Raw genomic sequence first — 21,884 nt, forward strand, 5'->3', positions numbered from 1 at the left:
GTCAGCTCACATTCGCGAGGTTGAGTGACCAGACTTCAGTCACTGCATTAACTGCTGAGGGTTTAACGCCGGCTAACTTCATCCTGGCGTAAACCCGGCCTACGATTGGGCGTCGGCCACCCGTCAGAACAAATTCCCAATGGTTGTTGGTTAGCCATTGGATCTGTTTGGATGGGAGCTGATAACCCGTGATGGTTACGAGCTCTTCGTCGGCCAGGGTTTCGCTTTGTAGTTCCATCGTTAAGTTTCCTGAGCCTGTTGCAGTGACAGATAACCCTTGATCGTCGAGGGGCGCTTACACCCCTGAGCAAGCTGCGCGAGCGGCCCACTCTGAGCGTTCAGCGTTGCTTCAGGTGTGGCTGCCCCGCGCAGCTTTTCGTGGGGTATACGCTCCTCGGTAGTGCTGGGGGCTTGAGCAGTAATGCCTGCTGCTGCGCAGCAGAGACTGTTTTTTACAAGCGCGTTGATCCCGCTGGCGTGGCGGAGCAAAGCGGTCTGAGCCTGGATGCTGCTCTGTGGGTGCGTCATGCCGCTTTGTCCTGCTTGGTATGTTCCAGCAGTGTTGTGATAGCGATGACTTTGTCGCGCTGCCCACGTGCGTCCTTCTCCAGCTTTTTGCCTGTCCGGAAGGCGCTGAAGGTGTCAGCTGCAATTCTCAACGTATCTACAACTTCAAGTAGCGTCAGGCGCTCGGCCTCATAGGGTGGGACTCGCAGTTTGACGATCTTCGAACTGAACGAACTGAAGCCGATCACCCCGGCCCAGCGCTCGTCATTACTGAGGATCAGCTCGACGTTCTGCATGTGCGCGATCAGCAGGCCGCTTTCGCTACGGGCTAACAGATCGTTCCAGCCACCAGCTACTGAAGGCTTAACCACCGCGAGCACCTGGCGCCGGACCGCGTCCAAGCCTTCAGCACAGTGCAGGTCGTTGAAGTCGGTCCATTTGTCCTCTCGCTCACACGCGAAGTTCGGCCCAACCACCTGGCCACCCACGACGGTCGCCGCGTTTTCCGCACGCTCCTTGCCCGGATTCCAAGACTCGCCATTCGGGCGTTTGGTTTTCCAGTCGTCATCCCGGCACACAATGATCGGGCGCCCAGGAAAACGCTCACGCATGGCCTTAGAGACCAGCATCAGGTTGCCGGCATCAAAAGCAATGGCGACCGTTAGTGAGGTCGCCATGTGCAGGCTGGCGCCGGTGGCGTAGCCCTCACACACCAAGATGGCTTCGCCCGGCTCATCGCCCAGATCGGCCACGAGTCAGGCCAGTTGCAGTGGGTACGCGAGCTGGGCGGCGACCAGTACTTGAGCAAGTACGACACCGGCACCCTCGCCAAACGCCTGGGCAATACCCCCGAAGCGGACGGCGACGGCCAGAAGTACCGGGGCCGGGGGCTGATTCAGGTCACCGGTCGGGCCAACTATGCAGCGTGCAGCGAGGCGCTGTTTGGTGATGCGCGCTTGCTCAACACCCCGGAGCTGCTCGAGCACCCGGTGTATGCCGCGCTGTCGGCTGGGTGGTTCTGGCAGCGGGCAGGCCTCAATACCCTGGCCGATCAGGGTGACTTTCTTACCATCACCCGCCGCATCAACGGCGGCACCAATGGCTTGTCCGACCGCGAGGCGCTGTATGAGCGGGCGCTGAAGGTGCTGCCGTGAACGCGCTGGGCGCACGCGGACTGATCGCCGCCCTGGTCCTGGGGCTTGGGTTGCCTGCCGCCACCGGCCCCGGCCGCGTGGATCATGGAGAAGCGCGAGCCGAACTTGACCCAGCGGCTGCTCAACGAATTGTCGCCATCGCCGGAGACGGTGACCAAGGATTGATCGCGCTGGCAGCGTGTCAAGGCTATGTCAAAGAAATTACTTTAATTAAGTGAAGGGAGTGGGGCAGCGGCACACTAATGACAATTAGTTTGTCCCGCCCCTAGAGTAAATTATATTAATCTTTCTGTTGTGTATGATCTACTATGGCTTCTTTTAAAAACTCTTGGTCAGTACTGAGCTTTTAGTCAGGTGAAGATTGTTGCTAGAGCTCTATGACCTTTCCTGGAGGCGATAGTCTCTCGACAAGAATTCCGCTTTCTTTTAAGTCTTTAATCGCTGTTATATCGTATATTTCGACGAAAAAGCTCACTGCATGTCTTGTTGAAAATCTAACCTCACCAGAGTTTATCGCAGCATTTACCGGCCATCCTCCATCTAGAAAGCCTTCAGATTGAGATGGGTTTTGTCCCCAGTCACTCATGACTCTCGCTACATCACCTAACTTGGAGTCTACAATTACGTTGTTATTTTTGTTTCTATAATTGGCTATACCTATGAGCTCAGCACTTACACGATTTCTACCTGATACAGCTACTCGCTGTAGCATATAATTTATCCGATAAGTTCGATGCGCAGGAACAGGTACGGAAAATGGTTCAATAGTCCAACTTCTTTGTGTTGTTCTTGTGACGGTCTCTTCAGTCGACATGTTGTATTCAACACTAAAGTTGTGAGTTAAGCTTGCGCTGGCAAATAGTACGTCTACAGATACTGATGATTCAATTCCGTAGGAAAATGTCCAGCCAGCACTATTGGTGGTTGAGGTCTCACTAGTCTCAGTGTAGTTAAAACCTGGTACAGGCAGGGAAACTTCATGTGGCAAGGAGTTTTTTAAGTCATTAAATGATGTGGTTAATATCTCTTCTGAGCCTACAATTGATGTGGCAATGTTTTCTCCAGATAGATTATATTCATTGACGCGATGGCCTGTGTATACTAGTGGGTCGTTTGCAGTGCCGGGGCGTTGCGTCTTGGTTGCATAGTTTCTTAACATTGTTTCAAGCAGATTGTCTATGTTTTGGCTGTTTTTAGTGGTGGTCAGTTTTTCTTTGGTATCCATGGTTTATCCGTGCTTCCATTCATTGAGATTTTATACAGACTGGTTTTGTGTATTGTCAGCTAACTGGTTTTTTTGTCTTCAGGGTTTTAAGCTTGTAAGCCTGCGAGTCTAAAAAAAAATAGCGCGCAAATCTGAGATCGTTTTAAGGCAAGATGTGATTTGCATGCGTGCTACTACTGGAGATTGAAATGAGTTGTAGTCATAAGGGGCTACGCCGATATTTAATGTGGTTTGTAATGTTTTTAAGTTAGATAAGATGACATTGCAAAATCCATTGAATAAATTAAGCGAGTCGCTGCAGTTGCGTAAGAGACTACGCAGGGTTGAGAGGTTAGCCATATCTGTGCCGCCTTGAGGAGGGCTGAAAGTATCGTCTGGATAAAATAAAATATCACTGATGTAAGAAGAGTTGTATTCGACGGAGCATAATAGCATTGCGAATTCATTGATTGAGTTCTCAACGCTCGATATGACCCCGGATAGTTGAGTTCGGCAGTTACTTATATCGTCTTCATTAAGATACGCGCTAGCATTGTTTATCTGGGTTACCCATTGCTCTGCTGGGGCGAGAATTGATGAAATTTCTTTGTCACACATGCTCGCAGTTTCAGTCATGGTAAAAGCTGCTTTACGAGCATATGTATCGATTGGGGAGGCGGCTCCGTTCAAAGCTAAAGATAGATTGCCGGCCTCTGACGAAAGTAGTTGTTTGTATTGATAGATATTAATAGCCGCCTCCGCATGCGTATATTTAGTAACTAAGTAGGTTATGAGTGGATTCAGCTATAAGATGGCAGTATGCTATATAGGGTTTGGCCTGGTGGAGCGGTAACAATGCTGACGCCGGTCATTTGATTTTCTATGATTCCGGTGGTTTCTATAATCTGCTGAAGATCCTTGTTTGCCCCGGCCAAAAATAGGTTTCTTATCTCTCCAGTATTCTGTAAGCCGGTGGTTAAATTCTTGCTTAGAGTGTTTAGTTCGGAGTTCAACAGAGACCATGCATTTGCCATTGCCAGCGCACAGGCTGAAGCTGCGCGAACCCTTGTGCCAAGACCGGAGTACCCTGTCGCCACCCCCTGGGCAATTTTAACTTCAGATGTTAGCTGAGTGTCTTCAGATATTAATGTCCCTCTCAACTTTGTATCAGCTACCAGCTCAACGAGTGCTGCACTTTCTCCTGCAATTCCCCCTGCTAAAGTTATAGATCCAGAAATAACTAGCCCTACTGAAGCTCCTCCTGTTACGACATCCGCAAAAGCGCCAACAAATATTTGTATTATGCCGCCGATGATTCCAATGAAACTAATAGCGATTCCTGCTTCTTCGCCGGCTATTTTGCTTTGGAGGCTTTCTATCTGCTTCTTGTTACTGTCTAGAACGCCATTATCACCACTTACTGCGGAATTCAAGTTTGTAACTACGATGCTAAAATCCCCAGCGTCTGTATCTATATTTTCTGCAAAGGACTTAATTAAGTTGCTAAGGTTGAATGCGGTAGTGCTGTAGTTAAGTGATACTTCTATTAAGGCTGCAATTGCTTCGTTCCATTGTTGAGCTGTTCCATTTTCAGGTATGGTGTCAGGCACAGATGTATGAAGGTCGCAGTAATTGTTTATGTTTGAAATGTTATCTATGATTTGAGGTAGAAGAGTGTTTATATAATTATCTGCATTTCCCTGTGCTGATGCGAGAAAGTTATTTATTTGATTTTGGTATTTTACAAGTGAGTCATCGTAAGAGAAATCGACCTTTTGCTGCTGCAAAATGCTATTGCAATAGGCTTGAATAGTAAGGGCTTGAGATGATTGCTTTTTGTTTGCGTCATTCATTTGTTGAAAGGAGTCATTTAGAGGCATGTTCTATATCTCTCTGCTTTAAGTTGTTGAGAAGGCAGGTGTGGATGATTAAATTGATAAAGAGGGTGTTGTGTCAAGAATACTGGTGGTTGTTTAAATGGATTGAGGATTTTTCTGCAATGAATTTCCGCTCGAAGTTTTCATGTTGAGTCCTTTTAATGGAATTTTGGTTGGTGCACTATTAATGTAGGCTTGTTTTTTTTTATGTCAAATTGGCTTTTTGGTACTTATTGGTTTTGTTTGTGAGTAGTGAAGCAAATTGATGGTGCTGGCAGTGATTTCTATTTTTCTAGGCTCAGTTTTGAAAAAAAATTGCGGATCAGATGCTCGTAAATGTTGGTGCGCACCTGCCGTAGCCTGAGTAGTGAGACCGGACTAATAAAGAGGTTTTTTTTGCGCAAGAAAAAACAGTCTCCTTGATTTCTCCGAGTTTTCTAGCTACGTTTTTTTACACGAACAACGGACGTTGTTGGTATTGGTGCGAAACGCTTTGATTAAGGGATTAAAGGAGAGAAAAGGAATGATGAAATTACAAACAGCAAAATGGACTTTTATGACCTTGCTCGGATTCTGCTTATCGCTACCGATGGCATATGCTTGTACTCGCGTGGTGTACCTGGGCGATAATCAACAGGTGATTACTGCGCGCTCAATGGACTGGGCAAAGGACGTGGAGACGAACTTGTGGGTATTTCCGCAAGGTATGCGTCGTCATGGCGAAGCTGGTCCAAATTCAGTTACGTGGACTTCAAAATATGGCAGTGTTATTGCGTCCGGTTATGATATTTCTACGACTGACGGTATAAATGAAGAGGGTTTATCTGTAAACTTGTTGTGGTTGGTGGAGTCTGAATATCCAGCAACTGATCCGGGTAAGGCAGGGCTAAGTATCGCGGCGTGGGCTCAATATGTATTAGATAATTACAAGTCAGTAGCTGAGGCTGTTGACGCTCTTAAGGCTGAGCCTTTCAATGTTGTGACTGTGCCAGTTCCTAATGAGAGCCGATTAGCAACACTGCATCTTTCAATGTCTGATGCATCAGGTGATAGCGCTATTATAGAGTACATTGATGGGAAGCAAGTCATTCACCATAGTCGTTCTTTTCAAGTGATGACCAACTCTCCTGCGTTTGAGGAACAGTTGGAGATGAATACATATTGGGAAGGGGTTGATGGTACACAAGTATTGCCTGGAACCAACCGTTCACCTGATCGTTTTGCTCGGGCGTCTTTTTATGTCAAGGCTGTCCCTAAGCATCAGGATGCACGGCTTTCGTTGGCAAGTGTATTCAGTGTAATACGCAATGTTTCTGTGCCTTATGGTATTACAACTCCAGATCAGCCTAATATTTCGTCGACGCGTTGGCGTACAGTGGCTGATCATAAGCAGAAACAGTATTTTTTTGAGTCTGCTATCACGCCTAATACTTTCTGGGTTGATCTGAATAAGCTAGATTTTAGTAAGGCAACTGGGAAGGTGAGAAAACTAGATCTTGGGCCGAATCAAAGCAAAGTGTATTCGGGAGAAGTGTCCGCCAGATTCGAGGAGTCTCCACCGTTTAAGTTTGAAAGCATCTGAGTTTTCTTGAGGGATCTCAATGCTTTGTATTTGATGTTTTTTTGATGGGAGCAGTTCGCAAGTACCACTAATCAACTCCAGTCGACGTTCTATCTTGCGGTTTCAATAAAACCCTACAGCTCTAATTATTCAGGGCTCTAGGGTTTTTTTGCGTTCCAATCCATCACCGGTTAGATCGGGGAGCGATTTAAATTCATAGACCCCTACATCACTCGAAAGCGCTGGCAGGCAGGCTGGCAACGGCGAAGCGGTATTTGTACTTCGCGTCTCCCTCAGTGTGCCGCAGTGACCAGCCATCTCTGGGCTAGGGCACATTTAGGATAAAACTGAGGCGGCTACCGCCCGTTTTAGGCTGAGCTCTAAGGCTCAATATCTTGTGATTGTTGGCCTGTAACGGCCTGTGGTCTCGCAAGCAGGGGTTCGAATCCATATCCTCGCTACCCTGGTGTGCATTTGCCGAACTGGTTGTTGGCTAGTAAGGCGCGGTCGTGGGGCAAAAATGGGGCAATCTGTATGCCAATCAATGCCAATCAATGCCAAATGGCACTGTCTCTTGCTTTGTCAAAAAGGCCCTAGAGCCCTTGTTACCCGGGGCTGTAGGGCTTTTTTGCGTTAATACCCGGGCACAATCGGTGTATGGGTAGACCTAGTTTCATGCTAGATCAGCCAGTGCCGATGGCAGCAATCGGCCAACAGCAGTCATTCTATTTCTACGCAAACAGGGGCGATATAAGGCGGCCGTTAGCTTATGGCTGTGTCACTACGCCGGTAGCTTGATTGAGAGCTACGCTAATGCTTAGTGAGACCCGGACCATCCCAGTCAGCAGTGGCGCACGAACATGATTTTCTCTTTCTTGATGGCGTTGGTATTAGCATTCTTGATTGGCTGGATTTCGCAACGCATGGGTATGTGTCTTGTCAAAGCGAGCGAACAATTGCTGGCTGGTCGCCCGACGTTATTTGTGGCGCTGATATCGTGTGGGTTGTTCGGGTTGATGCTGGCTCCGGTCTATCGTTTCTCTGAGGTCAGCCTGTCACTGTATTCGCCTGGTATTTCCTATCCATTAATGGTTGCGGGAGGCTTGTTGTTCGGAGTGGCATCGGTGCTGAACAACGGTTGCAGCGTAGGCACGCTGACCAAGTTTGCATGTGGCAATATCAATAAACTGTTCACGATTATCGGCTGGGTACTGGGGATCGTGCTCTGGTATTACATGCGCATGATGCCCGAACAGAAGACCATTCTGATGCCGGAAATTTCTAGCCGCCATTACTGGTTGTTGATCGGTGTGGTGGCGTTAGTGCTGATATTTTTGGTTGGCATACATGGTAATAAACACCTGGTGCTCTCGAGTATGCTGCTCGGTGCGTTGACGAGTGCGCTCTATACGTTTGAGCCGTTATGGACACCTAGTGTGTTCTTTTACAACGTTTCGCAGATGTTCTGGCAAGCCGATATGGCGATCAGCGCCCGGCGTATTGCGGTGTTTGTTATGTTGCTGGCGGGCATGCTGAGTTTTACCCTGTACAGGAAAACGTTCTGTTTTGAGGCCTTTACGCCATCAAAGGCTGTGGTTCATTTGTTGGCGGGTATTTTTATGGGGATTGGGGCTTCGATGATTCTCGGCGGCAACGATTCGCAAATTCTGTTGGTGTTTCCAGCACTGGGTGTTGCCTCAAGCATTCCGCTGGTGTCGATTGCCACGGGCATTCTGGTTTCATTGTGGTGGAAAAAGCGGGGTACGAGCTGAATTCGTCAAAACCAACCGCTTGATGCTATCCACTGGAATTTGGGCATTTCAAAGGGCATTCAAGTCCGTCTCTTTGGAGAACCTGAGGGTTGACGCATTAAAAATCGACAAGAACTTTGTTGATACTGAATCGTCCCTGAGTTCCTAGACACATAGAAGAGCTATATACGGACTCGTCCTCATTGCAAGCCTCTTTGAATTAGCACAGTCGAATTAACAGTTTAGGCCAAAAGCGAACCCTCGCTCCTGCCTAGGACACTGACTCTGCACCTCTGATACGGCGATTTGTGACTTCTCTAATGGGCTCGAGAGTTATCACGAATAATTTAACTTTACGTGAAGATTTGGCGATCTATCGACTCCCATACTAGGCTCCAATGATCAACCGAAGGGAGCAGGACATGTCGCAGCTATCTGCCTCACCCGCTGACAGTAGCCATCCTCGCTGGTTACGACTGACCCATTGGCTGAACGCCCTGGCCGTACTGATCATGGTCACCAGCGGTTGGCGTATCTATAACGCCTCGCCGATTTATGACTTCAGCTTTCCCAAATCGATCACGCTGGGCGGCTGGCTCGGCGGCGCACTGCAATGGCATTTCGCGGCCATGTGGTTCCTGGCGATCAACGGTCTGATCTACCTAGCCATCAACCTGTTCAGCGGCCGTCTCAAGCGCCGTTTCTTTCCGGTGTCGCCCAAAGGTGTTTTGCATGACCTATGGTCAGCCCTGCGGGGAAAATTGGGGCATGCCGACCTGAGCCATTACAACCAGGTGCAACGGGTGGCGTACCTGTTCGTGATGGTCGACATCACGCTGCTCGTGCTCTCAGGGCTGGTGCTGTGGAAGTCGGTGCAGTTTCCGCTGCTGCGGGAATTGTTGTTCGGCTACGAGGGCGCGCGGCGTGTGCACTTCTTCTCAATGGTACTGCTGATCGCGTTTGTGGCGGTGCACCTGGTGATGGTCGCGCTGGTGCCTAAAACACTGCTGGCGATGATCGCCGGCCGCAAGGAGCGGGTATGAAAAAGCGCATCGTAAGCCCCAGGCTGGATGAGTCATCAATCCTGACTGACGCCCGGAAACTCCTCGCCCCACAGATCACCGAACGCTCGCGTCGCGCGTTCCTGTTGCACAGCCTGACCCTCGGAGGTGTGGCGATGCTGTCTGGCTGCAACCTGACCGACAACGAAAGCGTCGAGACTGCGTTGTCGTCCATGTCGCGCTTCAACGATAGAGTCCAAGGCTGGTTGTTCAATCCCAACGCCATGGCGCCGACCTATCCGGAATCCATGATCACCCGGCCATTTCCTTTCAATGCCTTCTACGGCATAGACGAAGCACCGACGGTGGATGAGGAGAGCTATCGTCTGGAAGTGACCGGCATGGTTGCGGATAAACGCAGTTGGCGGCTCGAAGAACTGCGCGCCATGGCGCAAACCGAACAGATCACCCGGCACATTTGCGTTGAAGGCTGGAGCGCCATCGGACGGTGGGGAGGCGTCCGGTTCAGCGATTTTCTTAAGCGCGTCGGCGCAGACACCGATGCTAGGTATGTCGGTTTCAAATGCGCGGACGATTACTACACCAGCATCGACATGGCTACCGCGCTGCATGCGCAAACTTTGCTGACGCTGAGCTATGACGGCGCGGTGCTGCCTCGCCAGTACGGGTTCCCGATGAAGCTGCGCATGCCTACAAAACTCGGCTACAAGAACCCCAAACATATTCAGGCGATTTTTGTCAGCAATACCTATAGCGGAGGTTACTGGGAAGACCAGGGATACAACTGGTTTGGCGGCAGTTGACCTGTTTCCTCGCTGCATCAACGCGCAGTCCAACTGCGTTCATTCGCAATCAAGCATCAGGAGTTACATCATGAAAAAGTTGACCACTGCTGTACTGACCATGTGCCTGGCATTCGGGGCAGCGAGCGTATTTGCAGCCGATACCATGAGCAATGACGGCATGAGCAAGGACACGATGTCCAAGGACACGATGAAAAAGGACACGATGAAGAAAGATGCCATGTCCAAAGACTCGATGAAAATGGATAAAGGTTCGAAAGACGCCATGAAGAAAGACAGCATGTCGAAAGACACCATGAAAAAAGATGCCATGTCCAAAGACACGATGAAGAAAGATGATATGAGTCAGTGAGTTTGTTTCGGAGTGGTGGCTGCTGAGTTAAAGCGGTTGTAGTGAGTGTGTGAGCCGCCCCTGTGGCGGCTTTCATTTTTGGGCTACCGCTCTTTTGGTCGATTTCTGCCTGTCATGATAAGCAGAGGTTGAAAAATCTGCATTTAATCAGTACTCGTTATTTATGAAGAATGAATCGACACCAGATTCGTAGTCACCTTGGAATGACCGCTTCTGCGCCGGAAGCGGCCGTTCGTGTGGGGCGGCTTTCGGCTAAGAGCAGCCGTCCAGCCCATAAAAAACGGACGATGATGCATTTACTGATTCGCCAGGGGTGACAGAAATGGGCTACCTTGTTGACCCAGTTACTCGCGGCTCAGGGAGAGCGACATGTCTGTAGAGATCCAACTTTCGGAAAATGCGACTGAAGCAGAGTGGTTAGGAATTTTGACTCCATTACTGGCCCATAATGTGGCTAACGGTGGGGACGACGCCCATGAAACATTTGCCCTGTTGCTACGAGACCCTGACAGTAACGAAGTTATAGGCGGGCTATACGGCAAGGTCTCATATCGATGGCTGCTTATCGATCTTGTCAGCGTTCCCGAGTCGATGCGTGGCCAAGGTATCGGAGAACGGCTAATGCGCATGGCCGAAGATATCGCTCAGAAAAAGAAATGCACTGGTATCTGGCTTGAGACCTTCAGCTTTCAGGCACCAGGCTTTTATCAAAAACTGGGCTACTCCGAATTCGGACGCCTGGCAGACTATCCGCCGGGACATACCCGGCTCTATTACCAGAAGTCGTTGTGCTGACAACGTTTTGATCTTGGCCCGATAGCTGCTTCATAGCAGACCACAATCGGCCAATTTCAGCCCGTTACGAGAGACAGCTATTGGCCGATAGCAGACATCCGCAAACAACGGCCAGCCAGCAGAAGAGCTTGCCAGTTAGCTTTGAATAGTCCAGAGCATTGTCTGAACCATGATATGGGGATGACTTTCTAAAGGTTCCCATTCATCTATGAATGAAAACCCCTGGTTCAGATAGAAGTTTGAGGCTCTGGTATTGTCGGGAGAAACGTCCAGAAAAACACGATCATGGCCTTTCTCTATCGCGCGAGATTTCACTGCCTCAACCAGCTGAGCTGCCACACCAGAGCCCCGCGCAGTAGGATCAACCCACATCCCGATCAAGTTATAGCGATTCGCGCCACTGACCGCCGCACCGATCATGCCAACCGGTTTATCGTCCTTCACGGCCAGCCAGAATTCAGTTCCGGCCGACGAGGCTCTGTCTTTCCATTGTGCATCACTGTATAGGGCGGCAGTCTGGTAGCTCACACCAAACGCCGTTGGTGTGTCCAAAAGGGCTGCGAGACGAACTTGCTTCAAAAGCATCCAGTCTTTTACTTCCGTCGGTCGAATGTCCATGTTCTTCCTGAAAATTAGCGAAACTTAAACCTCTCACAAGAATGTCGAGGGAGCAACCAAGTTGTCGTGGAGCGAGGTCGCGATTGGCTGAAAGCAGCAGCTCATGACTGACCTCTTTTGACCACTCGAATCCCCTAAGAAATCAGTTCCGCAATCAAAATCCTACCCCCTATAGGACGTGGGCTCCAGTCTTGCTAGAGTAGGGCACTTGCGGAATCGATTCCTCATTAACTTACTGAAAACATGGAGGTTTTATATGAATCGCAAATCCGCCTACGCCGGTTCGATTCCAACCACGGCCTCCACTCTAAAGACCCGTAGATCAATGATCTACGGGGTTTTTTATTGCCTGGGATTTGGGCAATCACTTCCGCAATCAGCTAAAAAAAGCGTCTGATAGCCCTGCAATTTATAAAGCACAGCGAATGTACGCGGATGCAATGGAGCTGTGCGTCTACTGAGCCGTAAGTGCGCAATTGAGCTTGACAAAATCAACCGCCCGTTCAGGGTCGACGAGCTCACGACCAAGGACTGATCATGTCAAAAACCGCTGAACCACAGCTCTACTATTCTCACGAAGCTTACCGGTCGGACCGCATACCCTTGCAGGCAGGCTCCGAAAAGCGAAGTGTCCTGCACAAATTCACAGGCACCCGCTTGCCTTGGGGCTACACGCAGGATGTGGTTCCAGACAACATCATGGAAGATCCAAAACCAGAAAATCTGCGTTTCTGGGAGCGGTGGGAGAACGAAAAGGCTGAGATGAAAGCGAATGGGAAATACGTGCCACGCCCATTCGAAGACGTGGAGCTGCACTGTCGATATGATCATGAGCGATTTCGATTTGCGCAGTTGCCCTTCCGGTCTCAGTTTTGGCTCTCACTTAGGACGTTTTGCAAGTGGGGGTTAATTATTCTCCTTCCACTGTGCATCTTGATTGATTGGTTGTTCGAAATGGATTCAGCGGGATTCAATATAAGAGAACTGCTAAATAACTCAATTACCGTACTCGTTTCAAAAATACTACTTCCCCCTTGGTTGGTTAGCAGCGTCATTGTCAATTACTTCCCGCGAGTTTGGTTCCGACCTCCTGGCGGTCCACTATGGGAGTTGAACCGTGTTACAGGACAGGTGACTATTTTCAATAGCGCGGATGTGAAAACACAAGGTCAAACCCACGACATAGTTGCGCCATTTCACGAGTTCGATGCATATATCGTAACTTCGCCGGATCGCCAAGGATTACCGACGAATGGATTGCAACTGGCTCATCGCTACAGTGCCGCTACCATCAATTTGAGTGCCCTGATAACCCCTGACAATACGACGCAAAAGCCATGTGCGCTGTGGGATTTCTTGCAAAATTTTATGGATATTCAACGTCCATTGCCTGAAATTCCACTGTATGAGCCCTACCGGAGCCAAGATCCGACCACGTCTGAATACGACGAAAAAAACAATCGCCCAACGCGTTATTGGATCGATATGGACAACCACACCTTCAAAACAAAGGTTAAGGACATGCTTGGAAAAATCGACTCCATAGATACCTTTGATCGCCCAAACCTTATGGCAAAAGCAGTTCAATATATCGATTGAATGACCGCTGAGTGGGCAAAGCCTAGTGAGGATTTAAAACGCCTTAGCAAACATGACAAATAACTGAAGACGTAAAAGCCAATACGGCGCGGCGCGCGACGAGTATCGGGGCTTTTAAAGGCCGCACCGCTTGAGAAAGCTAGGGCGTAAAGCCCTAGCAGGTTTCACTTTTTCTTTTTAGCAGGCTTTTCCGCCTTCTCTGATTTCTTAGCTTTTTCTGGCTTGCTATCAGTTTTTTTTGCAGATTTCTTTGGTTCGACGTCTTTTTTCTTGTCTTTCTTTTCGGATGATTTCGAAAGAGCCGAAGCCGCAGTTGATTTCTTTGCCGGTGATGACTTCTTGTCTTTTAATTCCTTGCTGGCTTTCGAAGCTTCACCTTTGCTTTTCTTCTCATCTTTAGCCATGTTGCCCACCTCTCGGGTATGCCGATTTTGGCAAATTGCCTGTGAGATTTTTCACAGGCTGAACATTAGGCGAGTGCAGGCAAAAGCAGTTCAAATTTTTTTGGATGTGTCGAGACAGGCTTTGGGCGAAAAGGTGGGGGAGGGAAGTGGCGCGGCTTCTTCAAGGTGCTACTCGTGGCAATTCTGGAAGATGTTAGCCTCCAAAAAGCTCAGGTACATGGTCCAGTGGGGCGCGGAAGATGTGCCGCAGGTGAGTGCGAAACGGATGAAATGCAGTGAAAAAAGCCTGATGATCCTGGGGCAGACGGTCTGGTAGTAGTGGTACCGTCTACGCAGCCATCCTGGAGCCCGCTAGATGCCTTGTCAAAGTCCCCCTCACCGCGCCGCAGCGCCTCTAGTCGCGTCAAGCACTGACAGCCCCGTCGCCCACCCCCCAATTTGGCATCGTGGCCCGGACTTAATGACCGTTGGCAGCACGGGTGCGGCCGTTTTGGGTTTCAGCTTTGTGATGCTTTGGTTGTTGCCAGGCTTAGTGCTGACGATCTTGCTCCTTCTCGGGTTCGACGCGATGCAAAGTGGACCGAACAGCGATGGGTCGAGTCTCAAAATGTCGACGCTCATTCTGATGCTGATTGGTTGTGTTGTGCTCATGGGGCTGGTCTTCGCCTGGATTTCCTCTGCCGCTAGAGTGCTGGCCTTCACGTTCGACGAAAACCAGCAACTGCTTACCCTCACGGTCACCCGTCGCGGTCGTAAGCCCACCGAGGTGCAGGTGCCATTTAGCGACATTACTTGTATCAGCCCTTACGTGTTAGCCAGTTATGACCGTCATGGCTATTTTAGCGTCGTGTGTCAGGGGCCGAAGGGCAAGGAGTTTGAATATCGATTGGCTGAGGGCACTTCTCTGGAAGACATGGAGTTTCATGCTGCGTGGTTGCGGGAAATAATTGGCTTACGGATGCACCATGTACTGAATCTGGACAAATGAGGAAAGTACATACATCCAGCCACTAATTGGATTTCAGTACCTACCTTTCCCCTTCCGCCAACGCGGCGGTGCCCTTTTTGGTACTAGATAATAGCGGCCATAAGGACGAAACCACTTAAGGTAAAAATTGGGAAACCCCGGCACTGTCAGAGACTGCTGCACACCATTTCCGATGCGCAAAAAGGCGGATTTTGCTCGCTTGAAGCGGCTTCGGCATTCGGTGGTAGGGGACGAGTCCCCATCCGTAGAAACCGATTGATAGTCGTACCGAGTTGATACCTCAGGCGGTGAAATCGTTCAGCCATGACCGGCGACTGTCGCCCAAGGTGTCTACGATGCACCGGCCGGCGAAAAGCCTAAATTCAAATAAATCACGAAATAGGTATCGAATCAGTAAGTGCCTGCAGAGGCCTCTATGTAGATCTCAAGTATCGATAAAGCGTCTGACGGCTGATATCAAAGTCACGCGCCAATTTAGATTTGCTTTCTCCAGCGCAGGCGCGGTCAATTAAACTTACAACCTGATTGTCCGACAGTTTCTTCTTGCGACCTCTATAAGAGCCGCGGTTTTTTGCGGTAGCAATTCCGACTGCCTGTTTTTCCCTTCTAGCAGCGCGCTCGAACTCTGCGAGCAACTCCATTACCGCGATGATGGGCTCCACAACTTCAAGGCAGTCATGCCGGAAAATCAGGTTCTCGTTCAAAAACTCTAGTGTTACCTGCTTTTCAATCAGCCGGCGAATGATGGTGCACAACTGCTCGGTACTGGAGGTGAGCGTTGCCATGCTGTCCACTACCACAGTATCTCCGCACTGTATGTAGCGGATTAGCCTTTCGAGGCCTGCGCGATTTACGGCATTGTCTGCGGGCTCATCGCAAAACATGGCGTCAAATACATCATGGCTGGTTGTTTTCTCTACGGTGCCCTCGGGTTCTTGTAGAGAGAGCCGGAAATATTTGATGCGATGCAGTCTCATGGTGCCTCCTTGGCAATACTTGTACGCAGTCGTTTTATACTTATGCAAACTGTAACTAAATTATTAAATCCTTACACAAATACCTGTAACGCTGAGCTTACCCAAAATACACAGTTGCAAAGAATTTAACTTGTTTTATCATTTTAAAGCTTGGAATGATTCTGGCAACTTTTTTTGGCGAACAGTCGGTTTCGTATTTCTTGAATGATGCGCGTGAATTCACGCGGTGAATTTCAATGCGTACTGTTTATAGCTGCAACAATTGACTTGGCCGGCTTGACGAAGCTGGTACTTCCCCGACGCAAGCAGAGGATGAATTGATGAAAGTCTTGGAAAAAGCCATCGAAATTGATCGCCTAAATACCGATCAGGAAAAGATTGATCATGTAACTCGGAGAATTACCGAACATGGAAATGAGCTACGCAAGCGTTATCCGATCTTGCAGTATCAGAATGCTCTGGGTGCGAGTGTCATGGCGTTTTCCCTAGTAGGGATGATCGTCACGGGAGGGCTCTACATAAAGGGTTTTATCCCAGGATGGAGCTGTATTTTGATCAATGCGCTGCTGACTTCATTCATTCATGAAATCGAACATGATTTGATTCATCGCCTTTATTTCAGAAAGCAACCGCTGACCCATAACGTCATGATGTTTATGTGCTGGCTGGCTCGGCCGGGGATGCCCAGTCCCTGGCTGAGACGCAGTCTGCATTTTCATCATCATAAGGAGTCCGGAACTGACTCGGATGTTGAAGCATGGATCACGACCAGTGGTAGCCCATGGGGAATACTACGGTTATTGAAACTGATGGATGGATTTGTATTTGGTTTTCTAAATGCGGTTTTCGCGCCAGGATGGCGGCAAAAGGTAAAATTGTTAGGCAAGATTATTCGGCTCAATACGCCTTTCGGCCTTTTGTATTGGGGATGCTGGTATGTGTTCCTCGGCTACCACCTGTATGTCTGGCTTGGGTCAGTCATGGGACAGGAGGTTCACAGTTCTGCTGCAACATTGGCGATTATGGATGTCGTCAATAGCGTGGTCGTTATTCTGATCGCTCCAAATTTGATACGGCAGTTCTGCCTGTTTTTTATAAGTTCAAATATGCACTATTATGGTGATGTTGCTCCGCGTAATGCATTACAGCAAACTCAGGTGATGAACCCCTGGTGGTTATGGCCATTTCAAATGTTCTGTTTCAACTTCGGTAGTACTCACAGTATTCACCACTTCGTTGTGAGAGACCCATTCTATCTTCGTCAGATGACGGCACCTTATGCTCATAAAGTCATGGCGCAGGCCGGTGTCAGATTCAATGACTTCGGCACCTACAAGCGAGCCAACCGTTTTTCCATGGCGCACTCTCAAACTCGGTCGCGGGGGTGAGTTCTCCCATAAACATTATCTGCTTGATGGCGGGCGCCGCCGATAAGCGATAACTTTTACAGTCCAAGAGCGTGTTGTTACTTAAGTACTGGTCTGCCAGGCGGCGGGATATTTCTTATCGCCTGGCAGATTTGATGATGGTCAAGTTTGGCAAGTATCAAGGCAACACTTCAAATACGAGGAGTCTTAGCATGAAAGCGCAAGGGATGTGTGCGAAGCAGTTCGAAGCGGTCAAGCAGGCCTTCGAGGACATATTTGATGATCCGCAGGAGCGTGGGGCCGGGCTCTGCGTGCAGGTAGGCGCAGAGGTGGTCGTCGACCTGTGGGCCGGTATGGCGGATCAAGAGGGCACTAAGCCCTGGACGCGCGATACGTTGGCCAATACTTTTTGCGTTATAAAGCCCTATGTTGCGGTGGCCGTTCTGATGTTGGTTGAGCAGGGCAAGCTGGAGCTGGATGCGCCTGTGGCGCGTTACTGGCCTGAATTCGCCCAGAGCGGGAAAGCAAAGGTCACCCTGCGTCAGGTGATGAGCCACACCGCGGGCCTGCCGGCGCTGCGAGCACCCGACCATAACGCCATGATGTATGACTGGGAGCACATGGTACGGGTCCTGGAGGCCGAGCCGCTTTGGTGGGAAGCGGGCACAGACCTGGGGTACGGCACCACTACCTTTGGCTGGATTCTCGGTGAGTTGATTCGTCGTGTGGACGGACGAGACCCTTGTGTCTTTATCCACGAAGAGATTCTGGACCCCCATGACCTCGACGTTCACCTTGGCGTGGACGAGAAACACTTTCATCGTATCGCTCGTTTCGACAATGCCACGGGCCGAGTCGGTGATCCTTACTCGCAAGCGCTGCGAACAGTGCTGAAAAACGAGCCATCGCATATCGCGACATACGCCTTCACCAATCCCGGAATGGTGCCTAAACGGACCAGTGACCCTCGCTGGTGGGCTTATCGGCAGCCGGCTGTGTGCGGACATGGCACGGCTCACGGCTTGGCCGGTTTCTACAGTGCATTAATGGCGGGAAACTTCATCAGCCGTGAACTGCTCAGTGAATTCACTCGAGAGCACAGTCATGGCATGGATCGGATATGGATGCGCCCAATGCGTTATGGATTAGGCTGCATGCTGGAGCAGCAACTCGATCCAGCGGCTTCCCACGCAATGGGCCCAGGCACCTTTGGTCATATCGGGCTTGGCGGTCCGATAAGTTTCGCCGATCCCGAAAGGCAAGTGAGTTTTGGTTTTGTCACCACGACCTCGGGCAGCCATACGATGATCGATCCTCGACCTAGCCGGCTATCATCCCTCGTCTATGCGGCGCTTTGAGCAAGTTGTCATTCAGGGGTTAACTTGAGGTTTTTTACTTAGTGCCGGCGCGGCATCCTCTTGCATACGCCTTTGTACTGCCCCTGGCCCCCTGCAACAGATCTGGTATTACGTTCGGCACTTATTGAACGCTGGCTGCGATATCATGGCCGGCGGTCAAGCCCCCCCTTTAAAGGATTGAAAGTTGAGAGTTATGGAGTATCAGACTGATGCGCAGCGAGTGATCATAGCGTTTTTGATAATCGTTGCTTCATTGGGCGCAGTCGCTTTCATTGGCTGCTTGGCCAGTCCACCCGGCTTTTTAACTGACCTCAGATTTGTGCTGGCGATGGCTGTTTTAGGCGTTACCTGTCTGGTTTCCTATCCGTTGGTCATCGCCTACTGGTTAGTTTCCGACAGACCAATAGGTGTACGCGATTTACTCATTGTCCATACAGTCGCGTTAAGTGGGTTTGTTGCCTGGTGGGTTATGGTTTATTTCGATTGAAGAATTTTCACGATGTTTAGGCTCATGGAAGAGCGGACCACACACTTCAGCGGGTGCCTGTTCAACGACCTTTCGCCGTCCTCACTCACGTGCCTCTGTTCCAGGTAGAGACCCTGATCCTGGACCCTGCGCCGCATGTTTAAACCCCTTGGGATCGAGACCATCGATCCAGCGGCGACGAAATTACATCGCGCGGGAGACATAGGGTGGTTTCCCTCTGGCACCACGATGTATTTGGCGCCGTTGCAGTTGCTCACTGACGCATCGTCCCACAGCCCTTACGGCAGCGATTTTTATCGCCCCGTTTTTTGCCAGATGGTCCGCAACCATCGGCAGGCGCTGCGCAAGTTTCTCCTTGTTTCCTTGGCTTAACGATCTCTTCGACACGGTGTCGGGCCTGGAGTACTGCGGCAGATATGGCTAGCTGCCATTAGCACATTCGATCTATTTGTCGCTGCATAGGCTCGACCGCAAAATAGCGCGATTTAGCCATCGCCCCGTTACCGATAAGGATATCCAATGAAGACTCTGTCAAAGCACCCGTTCTCCTTCGCTGTGCTGGGTGCAGCGACCTTATTGACGGCCTGTGTACCTCTTGGCAACTCCGGCATCAATGGCAATGCCATGCAGGACCCGACCAATCAACTCCTGGATATCATCGATGGCGCTACTCGGGACGGCATGTCCGTGGTGCTGGTGCCGGCACTCATGCCGAACAAGAGTGTGACGGACCTCTCAAGCTACTCTCATCGCGTCATTTTCAAGAACAAGGACCAGCCAGATAAAGGCTATATGCAGGCGTTCGCCAATAACGACCTGGAGAAAATCAAGGAAACAGTCTTTCTGTGGGACTTCCTCGAAGTCCACATTGTCCCGCCCGGAACCTATCTGATGTCTGGCGGGATCGATTACAAGATAGACAGCTCCCTTGCCCAAGTGGGAGCCGCAAAAGGGCAGCCGAAGGCCAGTGGCCGTGGAATGGTGAATCTGTCCGCAGTGCTGTATCGCCAATTTCTCAAGGAGAAGTACTGGCGTAGTGAGACCTACCAGGACAAGACCAACTCGCAGAATGTTTGCAGTACGGTGCACGTGGCCTCCGGCCAATGCGTTGGCTGGACAGAGCAAAAGTACAACACGCGCGAGAAGGTATCGGACGCTGGCTGGACCGACGGCACGAAGATGAGGGATGTCCAGTCCATAAAACTGCAAGCGCAGATACCAGACGCTTATGCACCATTGGCCTTTAACATCCAACCAGGCCAGATACTGCTCAGCGACCGCTTCCACTTGAAAACGCCGGCGGTGAGCTATGACAAGAAAACCTGCAAAGCCGTCGACACACAAAACATAAAATGCGCACTGCGCGACGTTCAGGTTTATGTGAGGCCTGCTCCAGTCGAGCTGACGAAGAAGTTCGTCGATAACGCGCAGCCAACGCTCAACGAGAAAAGCCGCCAGGTGCTTGCTCGCATTCAGCCGATGAAAACCCAGATGCTTGGAAGTGTGGGCATGGAAGACTTGGTTTGGGGCATTCCGGTTTCCCTGAAAAAGACAGGGAAGTAAATGGACTCGTTTGAGCAGCGCAGCTGCTGCAAAGTCTGAGCGCGCGGCGCAGGCCTTCGATCTAGAACGTGACTCGAGCCATGGGCTTTAGGGCGGCATCTTGGAAACGTCAGACTTGCGAGTGACACAATGTGTCATATAGTATTTTACGTGTCATTCGATCCGTCCCACCGCGCAATTGCCCATCGAGGAATTTTAATGAACGTTTATTTCGTGGTTCACGAAGCATTCGAGTCGCCCGGTGCCTATGAGACCTGGGTTCGGGAGCGTGGATACGAAGCGAGTTATTCGCGGGTCCATGGATGGGATGCCTTGCCCGCGAGCGTGGAGAACATTGATCTGCTGGTGGTGCTGGGCGGGCCACAGTCTCCTGCAACGACGAAGGAGGAGTGCGCTCATTTTGACGCAGCGGCCGAGTGCGATTTGATCGTGAAAGCCGTCAAGGCCAACAAGGCCGTGGTGGGTGTTTGCCTCGGCTCGCAACTGATCGGTGAGGCGCTGGGTGCTGCGCATGGCCACAGTCCGGAAAAAGAAATCGGCACGTTCCCGATCGTGTTGACGGAGGCGGGGAAGGGGAATGCCAAGGTTGCGCATTTTGGCGATGTACTTGAAGTGGGGCATTGGCACAACGATATGCCGGGCCTGACGCCGGATGCGAAGGTCCTCGCTTACAGTGAGGGCTGCCCGCGTCAGATTGTCTAGTACAGCGATCTGGTCTATGGCTTCCAGTGCCATATGGAGTTCACGGCGGACGTGGTGGAGCAACTGATCAACGCTTCCAGCGAAGAACTTGCGGCGTCGGCAGGTCGTCGTTTCGTACAGCAGCCGGCGACGCTGCGCAGCCATTCCTATGCCGAGATGAACCTGAAGCTCTTTGAGTTTCTGGACAAGCTGGTTGCTCAATACCAGCAGCAAGACAAGGCCTAGAAAAAATGCGGCTTGGGAGTCGGCGCAACGACCCGTACGACAAATAAGACCGTATTATTTTTGCCGGTTATGACGCTCGTCGATTCGTTCACGCGGGTGGCGTGGTGTCTTTCTCGAGCAAAACGGCACCTTCCCCGAGCTGGCTCAGACGATCGCCTGGATTGCGAAGAGGGCAGTCGTCCATGGAGAGACAGCCACAGCCTATGCAACCGTCGAGCTGATCGCGCAGTTGCGTGAGGCTGCGAATGCGCTCAGTCAACATGTCCCTCCAGATCGTTGAGAGCTGCGTCCAATCTTTTGCCGTCAGCGGTCGTCCGCAAGGAAGCCCATCCAGCGCGTCCTTGATCGCCGCCAGCGGCACACCCGCACGCTTCGCGATCTTGATGATGGCAATGCGGCGCAGAGTGTCCCGGGCATAACGACGTTGGTTGCCCGCGCTACGTTGCCCTTGAATCAGGCCTTTTGCTTCATAGAAGTGCACGGTTGCGATAGTGACCCCGCTTCTGCGGGCCAACTCTCCAACCGAAAGTGGCACGTGCACATCGATCATGACTGTCTGCTCTCTCTTGA

At 50.6% G+C, this 21,884-nt stretch carries 23 protein-coding genes and 3 pseudogenes; 17 read left to right on the forward strand and 9 right to left on the reverse strand.

The genetic code is table 11. The features are described 5' to 3' along the window. Position 1 precedes the first annotated feature (1 nt). Both ACOZJV_RS01940 and ACOZJV_RS01945 read right to left on the reverse strand, forming a co-directional pair. Positions 2-238, reverse strand: coding sequence for a DUF4224 domain-containing protein (locus tag ACOZJV_RS01940; protein WP_421546671.1), 237 nt, complete (start codon positions 236-238; stop codon positions 2-4). 460 nt (positions 239-698) lie between these two features. Continuing rightward, positions 699-1,241 (reverse strand): annotated as a pseudogene (locus ACOZJV_RS01945) (toprim domain-containing protein); the annotation flags it as partial. Between ACOZJV_RS01945 and ACOZJV_RS01950 the strand changes: the two are divergent. Both ACOZJV_RS01950 and ACOZJV_RS01955 read left to right on the forward strand, forming a co-directional pair. After that, positions 1,233-1,661: pseudogene (locus ACOZJV_RS01950) on the forward strand (glycoside hydrolase family 19 protein); the annotation flags it as partial. The pseudogenes ACOZJV_RS01945 and ACOZJV_RS01950 sit on opposite strands and share 9 nt — an antisense overlap. A gap of 41 nt (positions 1,662-1,702) precedes the next feature. Then, positions 1,703-1,879: pseudogene (locus tag ACOZJV_RS01955) on the forward strand (lysis protein); the annotation flags it as partial. Between the two features lie 149 nt (positions 1,880-2,028). Here ACOZJV_RS01955 and ACOZJV_RS01960 read toward each other — a convergent pair. The 3 genes from ACOZJV_RS01960 to ACOZJV_RS01970 all read right to left on the reverse strand — a co-directional run bounded on the left by ACOZJV_RS01960 (position 2,029) and on the right by ACOZJV_RS01970 (position 4,718). Continuing rightward, the gene (locus ACOZJV_RS01960) at positions 2,029-2,886 is read right to left on the reverse strand and encodes an ETX/MTX2 family pore-forming toxin (RefSeq protein WP_421546672.1); all 858 of its coding nucleotides are present in this window, start codon (positions 2,884-2,886) and stop codon (positions 2,029-2,031) included. 108 nt (positions 2,887-2,994) lie between these two features. Then, positions 2,995-3,501 (reverse strand): hypothetical protein, encoded by a 507-nt coding sequence (locus tag ACOZJV_RS01965; RefSeq protein ID WP_421546673.1) that lies wholly within the window; start codon positions 3,499-3,501, stop codon positions 2,995-2,997. Between the two features lie 164 nt (positions 3,502-3,665). Beyond that, the gene (locus tag ACOZJV_RS01970) at positions 3,666-4,718 is read right to left on the reverse strand and encodes an HBL/NHE enterotoxin family protein (protein ID WP_421546674.1); all 1,053 of its coding nucleotides are present in this window, start codon (positions 4,716-4,718) and stop codon (positions 3,666-3,668) included. A gap of 547 nt (positions 4,719-5,265) precedes the next feature. Here ACOZJV_RS01970 and ACOZJV_RS01975 point away from each other — a divergent pair. The 6 genes from ACOZJV_RS01975 (at position 5,266) to ACOZJV_RS02000 (ending at position 11,026) form a co-directional block, all read left to right on the forward strand. Continuing rightward, on the forward strand, positions 5,266-6,324 hold the full coding sequence (locus tag ACOZJV_RS01975; RefSeq protein WP_421546675.1) for a linear amide C-N hydrolase: 1,059 nt from the start codon (positions 5,266-5,268) through the stop codon (positions 6,322-6,324). An 839-nt stretch (positions 6,325-7,163) separates the two neighbouring features. Beyond that, entirely contained in the window at positions 7,164-8,075 is a 912-nt protein-coding gene (locus ACOZJV_RS01980) for a YeeE/YedE thiosulfate transporter family protein (RefSeq protein ID WP_421546676.1), read from the forward strand. A gap of 401 nt (positions 8,076-8,476) precedes the next feature. After that, positions 8,477-9,097 (forward strand): cytochrome b/b6 domain-containing protein, encoded by a 621-nt coding sequence (locus tag ACOZJV_RS01985; protein ID WP_421546677.1) that lies wholly within the window; start codon positions 8,477-8,479, stop codon positions 9,095-9,097. Beyond that, positions 9,094-9,879, forward strand: coding sequence for a molybdopterin-dependent oxidoreductase (locus ACOZJV_RS01990; RefSeq protein ID WP_421546678.1), 786 nt, complete (start codon positions 9,094-9,096; stop codon positions 9,877-9,879). Before ACOZJV_RS01985 ends, ACOZJV_RS01990 begins: the two co-directional genes overlap by 4 nt. A 70-nt stretch (positions 9,880-9,949) precedes the next feature. After that, a complete protein-coding gene (locus tag ACOZJV_RS01995; protein ID WP_421546679.1) occupies positions 9,950-10,231 on the forward strand; it encodes a pentapeptide MXKDX repeat protein in 282 nt (93 codons plus the stop codon). 369 nt (positions 10,232-10,600) lie between these two features. After that, positions 10,601-11,026 (forward strand): GNAT family N-acetyltransferase, encoded by a 426-nt coding sequence (locus ACOZJV_RS02000; protein WP_421546680.1) that lies wholly within the window; start codon positions 10,601-10,603, stop codon positions 11,024-11,026. 135 nt (positions 11,027-11,161) lie between these two features. On the opposite strand, the gene ACOZJV_RS02005 is transcribed toward ACOZJV_RS02000, so the two are convergent. Beyond that, a complete protein-coding gene (locus ACOZJV_RS02005; protein ID WP_421546681.1) occupies positions 11,162-11,644 on the reverse strand; it encodes a GNAT family N-acetyltransferase in 483 nt (160 codons plus the stop codon). A 537-nt stretch (positions 11,645-12,181) separates the two neighbouring features. On the opposite strand from ACOZJV_RS02005, the gene ACOZJV_RS02010 reads away from it, so the two are divergent. Next, positions 12,182-13,243, forward strand: coding sequence for a hypothetical protein (locus ACOZJV_RS02010; RefSeq protein WP_421546682.1), 1,062 nt, complete (start codon positions 12,182-12,184; stop codon positions 13,241-13,243). Positions 13,244-13,407: 164 nt separating this feature from the next. Here the strand turns inward: ACOZJV_RS02010 and ACOZJV_RS02015 are convergent, their stop codons facing one another. Further along, the gene (locus tag ACOZJV_RS02015) at positions 13,408-13,656 is read right to left on the reverse strand and encodes a hypothetical protein (RefSeq protein WP_078473097.1); all 249 of its coding nucleotides are present in this window, start codon (positions 13,654-13,656) and stop codon (positions 13,408-13,410) included. Between the two features lie 451 nt (positions 13,657-14,107). On the opposite strand from ACOZJV_RS02015, the gene ACOZJV_RS02020 reads away from it, so the two are divergent. Further along, positions 14,108-14,635: a hypothetical protein gene (locus tag ACOZJV_RS02020; RefSeq protein ID WP_421546683.1), complete on the forward strand. Its 528-nt coding sequence runs from the start codon at positions 14,108-14,110 to the stop codon at positions 14,633-14,635. A 413-nt stretch (positions 14,636-15,048) separates the two neighbouring features. Here ACOZJV_RS02020 and ACOZJV_RS02025 read toward each other — a convergent pair whose 3' ends face one another. After that, complete coding sequence (locus ACOZJV_RS02025; RefSeq protein WP_421546684.1) at positions 15,049-15,612, reverse strand: recombinase family protein; 564 nt, start codon at positions 15,610-15,612, stop codon at positions 15,049-15,051. A 320-nt stretch (positions 15,613-15,932) separates the two neighbouring features. On the opposite strand from ACOZJV_RS02025, the gene ACOZJV_RS02030 reads away from it, so the two are divergent. The 7 genes from ACOZJV_RS02030 to ACOZJV_RS02060 all read left to right on the forward strand — a co-directional run bounded on the left by ACOZJV_RS02030 (position 15,933) and on the right by ACOZJV_RS02060 (position 21,314). Next, the gene (locus tag ACOZJV_RS02030) at positions 15,933-17,000 is read left to right on the forward strand and encodes a fatty acid desaturase (RefSeq protein WP_421546685.1); all 1,068 of its coding nucleotides are present in this window, start codon (positions 15,933-15,935) and stop codon (positions 16,998-17,000) included. A gap of 191 nt (positions 17,001-17,191) precedes the next feature. Continuing rightward, complete coding sequence (locus ACOZJV_RS02035; RefSeq protein WP_201131157.1) at positions 17,192-18,337, forward strand: serine hydrolase domain-containing protein; 1,146 nt, start codon at positions 17,192-17,194, stop codon at positions 18,335-18,337. Between the two features lie 193 nt (positions 18,338-18,530). Then, positions 18,531-18,824, forward strand: a complete 294-nt coding sequence (locus ACOZJV_RS02040; RefSeq protein ID WP_153050279.1) for a hypothetical protein — start codon at positions 18,531-18,533, stop codon at positions 18,822-18,824. A gap of 135 nt (positions 18,825-18,959) precedes the next feature. Further along, positions 18,960-19,196: a hypothetical protein gene (locus ACOZJV_RS02045; RefSeq protein WP_421546686.1), complete on the forward strand. Its 237-nt coding sequence runs from the start codon at positions 18,960-18,962 to the stop codon at positions 19,194-19,196. Between the two features lie 147 nt (positions 19,197-19,343). Continuing rightward, positions 19,344-20,387 carry a hypothetical protein gene (locus ACOZJV_RS02050; protein WP_421546687.1) on the forward strand — a complete coding sequence of 348 codons (1,044 nt, stop codon included), beginning with the start codon at positions 19,344-19,346 and terminating at the stop codon, positions 20,385-20,387. Between the two features lie 198 nt (positions 20,388-20,585). Continuing rightward, complete coding sequence (locus tag ACOZJV_RS02055) at positions 20,586-21,089, forward strand: glutamine amidotransferase-related protein (protein WP_421546688.1); 504 nt, start codon at positions 20,586-20,588, stop codon at positions 21,087-21,089. A 33-nt stretch (positions 21,090-21,122) separates the two neighbouring features. Further along, on the forward strand, positions 21,123-21,314 hold the full coding sequence (locus ACOZJV_RS02060) for a hypothetical protein (RefSeq protein ID WP_421546689.1): 192 nt from the start codon (positions 21,123-21,125) through the stop codon (positions 21,312-21,314). An 88-nt stretch (positions 21,315-21,402) separates the two neighbouring features. Here the strand turns inward: ACOZJV_RS02060 and soxR are convergent, their stop codons facing one another. After that, on the reverse strand, positions 21,403-21,864 hold the full coding sequence (gene soxR / locus ACOZJV_RS02065) for a redox-sensitive transcriptional activator SoxR (RefSeq protein ID WP_078473113.1): 462 nt from the start codon (positions 21,862-21,864) through the stop codon (positions 21,403-21,405). Between the last annotated feature and the right edge of the window lie 20 nt (positions 21,865-21,884).

Origin of the sequence: Pseudomonas sp. QD4 (assembly GCF_049199125.1) — a bacterium.
Taxonomy (GTDB): Bacteria; Pseudomonadota; Gammaproteobacteria; order Pseudomonadales; family Pseudomonadaceae; genus Aquipseudomonas.

Coding starts and splice junctions, on each gene's coding strand:
- ACOZJV_RS02025 (WP_421546684.1), bottom strand. CDS start 15,612: ATGAGACTGCATCGCATCAAATATTTCCGGCTCTCTCTACAAGAACCC.
- ACOZJV_RS01990 (WP_421546678.1), top strand. CDS start 9,094: ATGAAAAAGCGCATCGTAAGCCCCAGGCTGGATGAGTCATCAATCCTG.
- ACOZJV_RS02060 (WP_421546689.1), top strand. CDS start 21,123: ATGGAGTTCACGGCGGACGTGGTGGAGCAACTGATCAACGCTTCCAGC.
- ACOZJV_RS02050 (WP_421546687.1), top strand. CDS start 19,344: ATGAAGACTCTGTCAAAGCACCCGTTCTCCTTCGCTGTGCTGGGTGCA.
- ACOZJV_RS01995 (WP_421546679.1), top strand. CDS start 9,950: ATGAAAAAGTTGACCACTGCTGTACTGACCATGTGCCTGGCATTCGGG.
- ACOZJV_RS01960 (WP_421546672.1), bottom strand. CDS start 2,886: ATGGATACCAAAGAAAAACTGACCACCACTAAAAACAGCCAAAACATA.
- ACOZJV_RS02010 (WP_421546682.1), top strand. CDS start 12,182: ATGTCAAAAACCGCTGAACCACAGCTCTACTATTCTCACGAAGCTTAC.
- ACOZJV_RS02000 (WP_421546680.1), top strand. CDS start 10,601: ATGTCTGTAGAGATCCAACTTTCGGAAAATGCGACTGAAGCAGAGTGG.
- ACOZJV_RS02045 (WP_421546686.1), top strand. CDS start 18,960: ATGTTTAAACCCCTTGGGATCGAGACCATCGATCCAGCGGCGACGAAA.
- ACOZJV_RS01965 (WP_421546673.1), bottom strand. CDS start 3,501: ATGACTGAAACTGCGAGCATGTGTGACAAAGAAATTTCATCAATTCTC.
- ACOZJV_RS01940 (WP_421546671.1), bottom strand. CDS start 238: ATGGAACTACAAAGCGAAACCCTGGCCGACGAAGAGCTCGTAACCATC.
- ACOZJV_RS01970 (WP_421546674.1), bottom strand. CDS start 4,718: ATGAATGACGCAAACAAAAAGCAATCATCTCAAGCCCTTACTATTCAA.
- ACOZJV_RS02055 (WP_421546688.1), top strand. CDS start 20,586: ATGAACGTTTATTTCGTGGTTCACGAAGCATTCGAGTCGCCCGGTGCC.
- ACOZJV_RS01980 (WP_421546676.1), top strand. CDS start 7,164: ATGATTTTCTCTTTCTTGATGGCGTTGGTATTAGCATTCTTGATTGGC.
- ACOZJV_RS01985 (WP_421546677.1), top strand. CDS start 8,477: ATGTCGCAGCTATCTGCCTCACCCGCTGACAGTAGCCATCCTCGCTGG.
- ACOZJV_RS02030 (WP_421546685.1), top strand. CDS start 15,933: ATGAAAGTCTTGGAAAAAGCCATCGAAATTGATCGCCTAAATACCGAT.
- ACOZJV_RS01975 (WP_421546675.1), top strand. CDS start 5,266: ATGATGAAATTACAAACAGCAAAATGGACTTTTATGACCTTGCTCGGA.
- ACOZJV_RS02040 (WP_153050279.1), top strand. CDS start 18,531: ATGGAGTATCAGACTGATGCGCAGCGAGTGATCATAGCGTTTTTGATA.
- soxR (WP_078473113.1), bottom strand. CDS start 21,864: ATGATCGATGTGCACGTGCCACTTTCGGTTGGAGAGTTGGCCCGCAGA.
- ACOZJV_RS02005 (WP_421546681.1), bottom strand. CDS start 11,644: ATGGACATTCGACCGACGGAAGTAAAAGACTGGATGCTTTTGAAGCAA.
- ACOZJV_RS02035 (WP_201131157.1), top strand. CDS start 17,192: ATGAAAGCGCAAGGGATGTGTGCGAAGCAGTTCGAAGCGGTCAAGCAG.
- ACOZJV_RS02020 (WP_421546683.1), top strand. CDS start 14,108: ATGACCGTTGGCAGCACGGGTGCGGCCGTTTTGGGTTTCAGCTTTGTG.